The sequence below is a fragment of the Alcanivorax sp. genome, from assembly GCF_014762765.1.
Taxonomy (GTDB): Bacteria; Pseudomonadota; Gammaproteobacteria; order Pseudomonadales; family Alcanivoracaceae; genus Alcanivorax.
Window position 1 is genome coordinate 20,943 of record NZ_JABURH010000136.1, and the last position, 9,335, is coordinate 30,277.

General features: G+C 58.4%; 11 protein-coding genes. 7 read left to right on the top strand and 4 right to left on the bottom strand.

Annotated features, from left to right (window positions below; translation table 11 throughout):
- The first annotated feature begins 5 nt into the window (after positions 1-5).
- Complete coding sequence (locus tag HUJ17_RS09585; RefSeq protein ID WP_290510484.1) at positions 6-560, top strand: sigma-70 family RNA polymerase sigma factor; 555 nt, start codon at positions 6-8, stop codon at positions 558-560.
- On the top strand, positions 557-1,246 hold the full coding sequence (locus HUJ17_RS09590; RefSeq protein ID WP_290510485.1) for an anti-sigma factor: 690 nt from the start codon (positions 557-559) through the stop codon (positions 1,244-1,246). The genes HUJ17_RS09585 and HUJ17_RS09590 overlap by 4 nt, the downstream gene beginning before the upstream one ends.
- A gap of 22 nt (positions 1,247-1,268) precedes the next feature.
- Here the strand turns inward: HUJ17_RS09590 and miaB are convergent, their stop codons facing one another.
- Positions 1,269-2,606, bottom strand: a complete 1,338-nt coding sequence (miaB, locus tag HUJ17_RS09595) for a tRNA (N6-isopentenyl adenosine(37)-C2)-methylthiotransferase MiaB (protein ID WP_290510486.1) — start codon at positions 2,604-2,606, stop codon at positions 1,269-1,271.
- Positions 2,607-2,700: 94 nt separating this feature from the next.
- Between miaB and HUJ17_RS09600 the strand changes: the two genes are divergently transcribed.
- The 5 genes from HUJ17_RS09600 (at position 2,701) to HUJ17_RS09620 (ending at position 6,508) form a co-directional block, all read left to right on the top strand.
- Complete coding sequence (locus tag HUJ17_RS09600) at positions 2,701-3,267, top strand: SCO family protein (protein ID WP_290510487.1); 567 nt, start codon at positions 2,701-2,703, stop codon at positions 3,265-3,267.
- Positions 3,248-3,694 carry a copper chaperone PCu(A)C gene (locus tag HUJ17_RS09605; RefSeq protein WP_290510488.1) on the top strand — a complete coding sequence of 149 codons (447 nt, stop codon included), beginning with the start codon at positions 3,248-3,250 and terminating at the stop codon, positions 3,692-3,694. Before HUJ17_RS09600 ends, HUJ17_RS09605 begins: the two co-directional genes overlap by 20 nt.
- Positions 3,695-3,777: 83 nt before the next feature.
- The gene (locus HUJ17_RS09610; protein ID WP_290510489.1) at positions 3,778-5,010 is read left to right on the top strand and encodes a hypothetical protein; all 1,233 of its coding nucleotides are present in this window, start codon (positions 3,778-3,780) and stop codon (positions 5,008-5,010) included.
- Positions 5,011-5,022: 12 nt separating this feature from the next.
- On the top strand, positions 5,023-5,430 hold the full coding sequence (locus HUJ17_RS09615; RefSeq protein ID WP_290510490.1) for a hypothetical protein: 408 nt from the start codon (positions 5,023-5,025) through the stop codon (positions 5,428-5,430).
- A 139-nt stretch (positions 5,431-5,569) separates the two neighbouring features.
- A complete protein-coding gene (locus tag HUJ17_RS09620) occupies positions 5,570-6,508 on the top strand; it encodes an endonuclease/exonuclease/phosphatase family protein (protein ID WP_290510491.1) in 939 nt (312 codons plus the stop codon).
- Between the two features lie 147 nt (positions 6,509-6,655).
- On the opposite strand, the gene HUJ17_RS09625 is transcribed toward HUJ17_RS09620, so the two are convergent.
- The 3 genes from HUJ17_RS09625 to HUJ17_RS09635 all read right to left on the bottom strand — a co-directional run bounded on the left by HUJ17_RS09625 (position 6,656) and on the right by HUJ17_RS09635 (position 9,211).
- The gene (locus HUJ17_RS09625) at positions 6,656-7,330 is read right to left on the bottom strand and encodes a TorF family putative porin (RefSeq protein ID WP_272963317.1); all 675 of its coding nucleotides are present in this window, start codon (positions 7,328-7,330) and stop codon (positions 6,656-6,658) included.
- A gap of 217 nt (positions 7,331-7,547) precedes the next feature.
- On the bottom strand, positions 7,548-8,018 hold the full coding sequence (locus HUJ17_RS09630; RefSeq protein WP_290510492.1) for a hypothetical protein: 471 nt from the start codon (positions 8,016-8,018) through the stop codon (positions 7,548-7,550).
- 146 nt (positions 8,019-8,164) lie between these two features.
- The gene (locus HUJ17_RS09635; RefSeq protein ID WP_290510493.1) at positions 8,165-9,211 is read right to left on the bottom strand and encodes a M14 family zinc carboxypeptidase; all 1,047 of its coding nucleotides are present in this window, start codon (positions 9,209-9,211) and stop codon (positions 8,165-8,167) included.
- Between the last annotated feature and the right edge of the window lie 124 nt (positions 9,212-9,335).

The following is a 9,335-nucleotide window of genomic DNA, read 5'->3' on the forward strand; positions in this document are numbered from 1 at the left end:
GGTTCATGGACGATTCACGCGCTGAGCTGGAAGAAGGCAATGCCCTGGTGCGGGCATGTGCCGGTGGAGACCGGCAGGCATTTCATCAGCTTTATCTCAATGAGGCTCCACGCATGCTGGCGTTGGCGCGCCGATTTACCGGCGAGTCATCCCTGGCTGAGGATGCCTTGCAAGATACCTTTATTCAGGTCTGGGAAAATGCCAGGCGCTTTCAAAGCCAGCGAGGTAGCGCGCGGACCTGGCTGTTCGGATTATTGCGATACCGCTTGATCAACCAACACCACCGCTCCCGACGGGATACGTTCGAGCCTCTGCCAGGGGATCAATGGCCTGATCCGGGACCCTCCCCAGAGCAATGCTCCGTGGAGCAGGATCAGCGACGCGCCATTATTGACTGTCTGCAAGGGCTGCAAATGGATCGCCGCCGCCCCATTCTCATGGCGTTCTATCAGGGGTTTACCTACGAACAGATTGCCGAAACCCTGGCCGTTCCTCTGGGGACTATCAAGAGCCGGGTTCGATCCGGCTTGAAAGGGCTGCAGGAGTGTCTGCGACTATGATTCCGGAACAGCCTGATGCACAGCGTCTGTTGATTGCCGAGTATGTCCTCGGCCTGCATTCCCGTGAGCAGTCGGCAAAGATTGAGCAGTGGTTGGAGGAGGACGAGGACGCTGCGCAACTGGCCGGCCACTGGCGGGAGCATTGGTTGGGGGCGGCAGAGCTGCTGGAACCGGTACCGTTGCCGCCGCGAGTATGGCGCGAGATTTCCCGGCAAACCGCATCGGCGGATGCCCGTGGCCGGTTTGACTGGCAGTGGTTGTGGCAGAGCCTGGCGCTCTGGCGCACCATCAGTGTTGCCTTGCTGGTGGCGGTGGTGCTTCTGCTGGGGCCGCTACGGGTGCCTGCACCGGTTTATACCGTGGTATTGCAGGCACCGGGTGAGGCCGCCAGCCCGGGCTGGAGGGTTACCGTGTCTGCGCAGGGGGACTTGCAGCTGACGCCGCTGTCGGAGAGTCAGTACCCGGCAAATCGCAGTGTCCAGTTCTGGACCCTGGCGGACCCGGCACTGGGCCCTCGTTCCCTGGGCCTGGTGCAGCCCGGCGAGCCGTTGGTGTTACCGGCCAGCCGCGTGGGCGGGGTGGAGAGTGGTCAGTTGTTCGAGCTGACGCTGGAGCCCCCGGGCGGCTCTCCCGCTGATCGACCCACCGGGCCGGTTTTGTTCATAGGTCGGGCGGTGGCGCTTTAGCGGGTAAAATCGCAACCCGGGGTCAACCCGGGTTGCGCGGGTCGCTGCCGAGCAGGGAGTTGCTGTAGGCCTGGTCGATGGTGATGTCCACGAATTTGCCGATCAGGTCGGTATCATCACTGCGGAAGTTAACCACCCGATTGTTCTCCGTGCGGCCCTTGAGCTGGCCCGGGTCTTTCTTGGAGAAACCGTCCACCAGAATGCGTTGGGTACTGCCCACCATCTTGCGGGAAATGTCCTGCACATTCTGGGTGATGCGCTGTTGCAGGATGGCCAACCGCTGCTTCTTCACCTCCATGGGCACATCATCAGGCAGGTCTGCCGCCGGGGTGCCGGGGCGAGCGCTGTAGATGAAGCTGAAGGACATGTCGAAGCCGATGTCGTGGATCAGGTTCATGGTGTCTTCGAAATCCCGATCGGTTTCTCCGGGAAAGCCGATGATGAAATCGGAGCTGAAGGAAATGTCCGGGCGGATGCGCTTGAGCTTGCGCAGCTTGCTCTTGTATTCCAGCACCATGTGGTTGCGCTTCATCATGGCAAGAATACGGTCCGAGCCGGATTGCACCGGCAGGTGCAGGTGGCTGACCAGTTCCGGTACATCCTCATAGACCTGAATCAGGGCGTCGGAGAACTCCACCGGATGGCTGGTGGTGTAACGGATGCGATCAATGCCGTCGATGTCGCGGATCAGCCGGATCAGATCGGCCAGGTCCAGGGTGTCGCCGTCGGCCCCTACACCCCGGTAGGCATTCACGTTCTGTCCCAACAGGTTGACCTCGCGCACGCCCATTTCCGCCAGATGTTCGATTTCCTTGAGCACTGGCTGCACCGGGCGACTGACTTCCTCGCCGCGGGTGTAGGGCACTACACAGAAGGTGCAGTACTTGGAGCAGCCTTCCATGATCGATACGAAGGCACTGGGCCCGTCCACGCTGGGTTCCGGCAGGTTGTCGAACTTTTCCACTTCCGGGAAGGTCACATCGATGGCCAGTTTCCGGGTGGTGGCGGCCTGGGTGATCAGGCCGGGCAGGCGGTGCAGGGTCTGCGGGCCGAATACCACGTCCACATAGGGAGCCCGGTCACGGATGGCGTCGCCTTCCTGGCTGGCGACACAACCGCCCACTGCGATCACCATATCCGGCTTGGCATCCTTGAGCTTTTTCCAGCGACCCAGTTGGTGGAAGACCTTTTCCTGGGCTTTTTCCCGGATCGAACAGGTGTTGAGCAGCAAGACGTCAGCGTCTTCCGGATTGTCGGTGGGCTCCAGACCGTGACTGGATTCGAGCAGGTCCACCATGCGGGTGGAATCGTACTCGTTCATCTGGCAGCCGTGGGTCTGAATGAAAAGCTTGCGTGCCAAGGGGCACCTCCATCATTGGGTTGTAAGCCGCTTTGGCTTGCCTAACCCTCGAATAGCGTCAAAATGGGCGCGGATTATACCAACCGGAGAGATCATGCGAAAACTGCCGTACATCCTGCCTTTGTTGCTGACCCTTCTGGTGGTCGGCTGTGGCAAGCAGGAAAGTGACTTGCCTGTGAATACCAGGCTGGGTGGTGAGTTTACACTGACTGACCATAACGGCGAGCCTTTCAGTCAGTCACAGCTCAAAGGCAAGGTATCCATCCTGTTTTTCGGCTACACCCATTGTCCGGATATCTGCCCGGCGGTATTGGCCCGGGTGGCCCAGGTGTACCGGAAACTGGAAGAAGCAGGTGAGGCGGATCAGGTGCAACCGGTCTTTATCACCTTCGATCCGGAGCGTGACACGGCAACGCACCTGAAGGAATACCTGCCCTGGTTCAAGGCGGATATCATCGGCCTGACCGGCAGCCTGGCGGAAATCCGGGAGGTGGCTAAGCAGTATGGAGTCGTGTTTATCAAGGATCAGGAGGAGCAGGATTACCTGTTCACTCACAGTGACTATATCTATTTACTGGACGACCAGGGTCGGGTGCGCAAGCTGTACCCGGCGGATTTCACCATTGATGAGGTGGTAACTGATGCCAAGAGCCTGCTTTAACGCTCTGCTGGCAGGTGCCGTGCTGGCCCTTGCCGTGCCCGCCTATGCCGAGCTGACGGTTTCCGACCCCTGGCTGCGCGCGGTGCCGCCGGTGTCGCCAACCATGGCCGGGTATGCGACCTTGAACAATACGGGCGAGGCTGCCGTAACCATCACTGGTGTCAGCACCTCCGTTGCCGGCCACACCATGCTGCATAATGTGAAAACCGACGATGACGGTAATCGCAGGATGGTGCATCTGCATCACCTGGAAATCCCGGCCGGAGAGAGCGTGGTGCTGGCACCGGGGAACAGGCATCTGATGCTGATGAAGCTCACACAGGTCCCGGCTCCCGGTGACACTGTAGAAATCTGCTTTCATCTCAATGGCGGTCAGGATGCCTGCGCGGTGTTCCCGGTAAAACGAGCGTCCCAATCTGACGGTTGAACCCGGTTCTTTTTTACGGATAATGCCATGCTTTATTCGTAGTTGTTGCGTAATCAAAACGACTGCAAAAGCGTGGGGGATCTATGAAAAAGGCATTATCCGTAATGCTGGGTGCTTCCCTGAGTGCAAGCCCGCTCTGGGCCCAGACTCCGGAAAGTGATGTTCAGCAGAGACTGCGGGATTATGAGGAGCGCCTGGAGCAGCTCGAAAAACAGCAGTTTAACAGTACGCTGAACGATGCCGGTGAGCGGATCCGGATTAATGGTTTTCTCTCCGCCGGCATGTCCCGGGCCGAGGTGGACACCACTTCAGGCTCTGCCAGCTATATCGATGGCGCCAGTGACAAGTGGAGCCACGATTCCCTGACCCGCGCCGGCATACAGTTCAATGCCAAACTCAGTGACCGGGCGGAAGCCGTGGTACAGCTGTTTGCGTCCGGTGATGACGAATTCAATGCGGAGTTGCAGTGGGCCTATCTGGACTACCAGGTCAGTGACTCTGTCAGCGTCAAAGCCGGGCGTATCGTGGCGCCGTTCTACATGCACTCCCAATACATCGATGTGGGCTACGCCTACCCGTGGGCCAGCCTGCCGGCTGAGGTATATCAGCTGGCGCCGGTGAAAACCATGGAAGCGGTAGAAGCGTCCTGGCGTTTTACCACCGGGCCGGTTTCGCACCGTCTTTCCGGGTTCTGGGGTTCCAGTACCGTGGATGGCGGAGAGCGTGTGGCCAATGCCCAGTTTCAGGCGGATGATCTGAGCGGCCTGAACTTTACCAGCTACTGGCGTAACTGGACGGCGAGAGCCGCCTATAGTGCTGCGGATGTGTCGGTCAGCCAGGATGATCTGGCAGCAGCCGGGGTGCCCCCCATTCTGGGGCTGTTCTTTGATGAGGTGTACACCTACTTCGCTGGCGTGGGCCTGCAATACGATGACGGCAGCTGGTTCTTCTCCGCAGAAAAGGCGCGATTGGATTTCGGTAACTGGTACCCCAGCAGTGAAAGCGGCTACGTCACCGTCGGCAAGTATCTGGGCAAATGGATGCCCATGGTGACGTGGGCAGAAGTGAATCCCCGTGACCTGGATCGCAGTCTTCCCGCTGTCCTGAATAACGGGCTGGCGGAACAGCAGAAGAGCTGGACCGGTGGCCTGCGCTATTCCCTAAGTGATTCCATCGCCCTGAAAGGGGAGCTCAGCTATTACTACGATTTTTCCGACAGTGAGGTGAGCACCTCCGGTTTCTTTGTGACCGATGGCGGTCAACTTGAGGATGATCACGCCACGGTGGTTCGTCTCAGCGCGGATCTGGTGTTTTAAGGAGGAATGGTCATGAAAAAAATAATGTTCTCATTGCTCCTGATGCTGTCGACAGCGGCCCAGGCAGAACCGGTGGTGGTGGTATCTGCCAGCAGCAGTCTTGGTGCACTCACCCAGGATGAAGTGCGACAGATCTTCAATGGGCAAACCCGTCGCGTCTCCGGTATCTCCGTGAAGCCGCTGGACTTGCCGTCACGGGGGGGAGCTCGAAATGACTTTTACCAGCAGGTGCTCGGAAAGAGTGCCGAGCAGATGAAAAGCTACTGGGCAAGAATGATTTTTACCGGCCGGGGTATGCCGCCCCGAGAAGTCTCCAGTGAACAGGAGATGGTTATGCTGGTGGGCAGCAACCGCAACTTTGTCGGTTATCTGGATGCATCGCTGGTGACCCCGGACCTGAAAGTGGTCTATCGGCCCTGACGTTTTCTGTTGTTGTTCACATACCCCTTGCCCGCCTCTTCGGCGGGCTTTTTTTGTTCATCATTCTTGTTATTTTTCCTACACCAACCTCCGCGTTTTTCCGGTGTTACGGATCGCTGTGCGTTCATAGACTGCCTGTATGCGATTTCTGGTTATCTTGTCATGTCTGCTGGCCGCGACAGTGTTGTCGGCGGATTGTCGAGGTCTTGCCCCGGCCCGGAGTCTTCCCGCCCCGCGAGCGAATGAATGGACTCTGGCGACGTTGAACCTGTGGCGGCTTCGCGATATCCGCAAAGACAGCCGGCTGGATAAGCCGCTTTCTGCGGCTGTTCTGAAGAAGCGAATACAGGCGCTGGCTGATTTCATTGCCGGCCCTTTGCAGGCGCCCCATATGCTGGCAGTACAGGAAGCGGAAAATCGAGAATTACTCGAGGCGTTGGCAGTACGCCTTGCCAGGCAAGGCTGGCGTTACCGCGTGGTACTGAAAGAGGGCAATGATCCTTCCGGCATGGATGTGGGGCTGCTTTATCGGGAGCCAGTGCGGATTACATCGGTGGGCCAGCTGTTTGCGGAGCAGGGTTTTCACGGCCACTCACTGTTTTCCCGTCCGCCCCTGCGCGTGACGGTGCAAGCACCCCGGCAATTGCAGTTGGTGGTTGTGCACCTGCGTAGTGCGCGGGGGCTGCAGAAGCCCCGGGTCCATGAGAAACGACAGAGCCAGGCCGCACTGCTGGCTAACTGGGCCGCCGAGCAGGACGGCCCGTTGGTGGTGGCCGGTGACTTCAACACCGCCTGGGATGCCGGGCGCTTTTCCGACAGCTATGAGCGTTTTGCTGCATCCGGTCTGTTCAATCTGTGGAAATTGCTACCGAAGCGCCAACGTTACAGCTTTCGTCACCGTTGCCGACCGCAGGCGCTGGACCATATCTGGGTGTCACCGAATTTGGAAACGTCTGTCAGCAGAATGGCGGCAAGCCGTGGCAATGCGGGCCGTTATCAAAGTCTGTATGGAAGCCAAGGGGTAGCACCGGTATCTGATCATGATGCACTGGTCGTGTACTTCTCTACGGGAGGATAACCACGGATTAGGCGTGTTGCCTGGAGCATGGCGATGTTGCGAGGAAAGTAAAAAGACGCCGCGGGGTTGCTTGCGTGTTTGCGAGGACCAGGGAGAGCCCCGCGGCGTTAAACCGTGGGCGGCATGGGCCGCCCGTTTTCTTGGTACTTAAAGCGCGAACTCGTAAGAAACGCTCATGACCAGGTCGTCGTCGTAGGTGTTGTCTTCTTCCTGATCAACGATCTTGGACAGGGTGAAGGTGAACTGATCGGTAACGGCGTAGCCCAGATCCACGTGAGTGTAGTCGCTGTCATCAGCTTCAAAGTCGTAGAAGCCTACGGTGGCGGAGTACTTGTCGTAGCCGTAACCCACAGCGAAGTAGTCGCTTTCGTAATCTTCATCACCGCCCTTGCCGGAGTTGCCTACACCGATGAAGGCGTCAGCGCTCAGGCCGGCAAAGCCTACACCCAAGTGTACTTCCTGGAAGTCAGCGCCAGATGCAGGGTTGTCGCCTGCAGTGCCGCCAGCGGTGTAATTATAGTCGATGTAGCTGATGTCGTAGCTCAGACCTTCGATCTCGCCACCGAAACCGGCATACAGGTCGTACTCGGTGTCGTCGGTTTCAGAAGATGCCCAGGCACCAGCGTACAGACCGGAAGTGTGGGAGTAGTCAACGCTACCGTATACCGCAGCGCCGTCGGTCAGCTGCTGACCACGCCACAAGTACTGGCTGGAAGCACCCAGGGTACCGCTGACTTCTGCAGCAGCGATGGCCGGGGCCAGGCTCGCAGCCACAATGGAAGCGGCCAAAACGGTTTTCTTCAGACCAAATACGTTTTTCATGTGCAACCCTCTTAACAAGTCTAATTCGTTCAATGTGCGCTGGTGACGCACCGCCTTTTCGGCTCGAAAGAATTATTGCAGAGAGCGTGCCAACTATTTTTTGTTTATATAAAACAGTGAGTTGATGATTGCTAGAGGGCGGAATGGGGGTTTAACAAAGGGGAAACAGGCGATGCGGTGCGCGAAATTGGTGCTGCGCACCGCATTGGTGCGCATATTATGGGCACTGCCAGTCAATAAGCACGGCATCCACACTGGAGCCGCTGGCATCTTTCAGTGACAAACCACATTGATCGTTCTCATGGACAAAGTGCGCCTGATATTCACCGCCTGCCTGGGGGGCAAACTGCAGTGCCACTTTGCAGCGGTCACGACTATTGTCAGCCTGGCGGCGGTTATAGATGACGCCGATACGGGTGTCGGGGGCAATGTCGACAGTAGTAGTGACCTGGGGGCTTTTCTTCATGGTTTTCAGTAAATCGTCCAGAGCCCCACCGCTTACCGGGTTTTGCGATAGCGCGTATTCCGTTGACTTGAAGCCCTTGCCGGGCACACAGACCACCGGTTGAGCGGCGGTGTTGTTGCTGGTGAAGGTAACCTGGGCGGTATCTCCACTGGTCGGTGGTTGGTAATTGAGATGCTGACAGCCGGCCAGCAGGGCCAGGGGGGCAAGTATCAGGGCTTTCATGGTGTGTCCTTATCGAGGCGTTTGGCAAAGTGTAAGTCAGCCGGGCGGCGGACCCAATGGGCTTTTCTGTTGCAAGGTCGGGGCCATGAATGGCTTCTGGCGTATCCGATGTGCGCAGAGGGGCCGCTTTTGCACAAGACCAGCGGTTAGTCAGCATCCCCGAACCAGTGGGCAATCGCCTGCCGGGTCAGTGCCGGTTTCTCCCGGGTAGTGGGCAGCCAGTTGCCGGCGTTGGCCGTCATGGCGGTGAGAAACTCGAACAGGGGCAGGTGCTGACGCAGTACCCGGTGATGGCGGTGGCCGATTACCGGGTTGAAGTACCCGAAGAAATCCAGCATCTGCCGCGGGTTCTTGCGCACCCATAGCCAGGAGCCCATTTCCAGGGTAAACGGCAGGAAGGTGTGATGCGGTGCCCGCTCCTGGGCGTCGTCGTAAAGGTAGTCCCACAGATCACCATGGGTGGTGTAGTTCACTGACTGTGGCTCGATCAGGTAGGGATGATGGTGAGGGTAAGTGTCCTCGAAATGCTGTTTGAGCCGGAAGACCTCGCCGATATGGGGAATGGGGCGATGGCTGCGGGCGTAACAGCACCAGATCCGGTCGCGTCGGCCAAAGCCGCTGTGGCAGTCCAGGCTCATGGAAAAAGGCGCCGGCATCAGCTTTTCACGTACCACGCGAGCCACGGCCTGAGCTTCCGGTTCCATGGGGTCGCCACTTTTCCCCCGGTACCATGGCAGATGGCGGCTGATGCGGTGTCCGCCCACCAGAAACGGGACCCGGCCCATGGCATCAATAGGGGCGTTACGCATCAGATCCACGCCATTGGGGTTGCTGCGGGTGCGCTTCCAGATACCGCCCGGATTGATCATCGGCATGAACACCAGCCGCACTTGCTCCAGCCGCCGGTGCAGTTGGTCGTCCCACTGCAAACGATGAATCAGACTGTGTAGCCAGGACATCAGCACCTGGCTACCGATCCGCTCCACGCCATGCACTCCGCCAAAAAAACCGATCACCGGCACCCCGGGCGAGGAGCTGCCCATTTCGATCACCCGCACCGGCAGCGACAACTCGCCCATGGGGACCTCATGAACCGTGGACACTCGCAGGTGGCGTTCACCATGACGAATCAGTGCATCCAGGTGCAGAAGCTCGGGTAGATGTCGTTGCAGCAGGTAGAGCTTGTCTTCCATAGGCGGGGGCGGGACAGGCAAAGAGGATTACACAGGGTAATGACGGTAGATAACAGGAATGTGACGATGTTTGACCTGCATGTTATCCCCCGGGTATCTACGAAGCCGCTGTAGGAGCGGATCT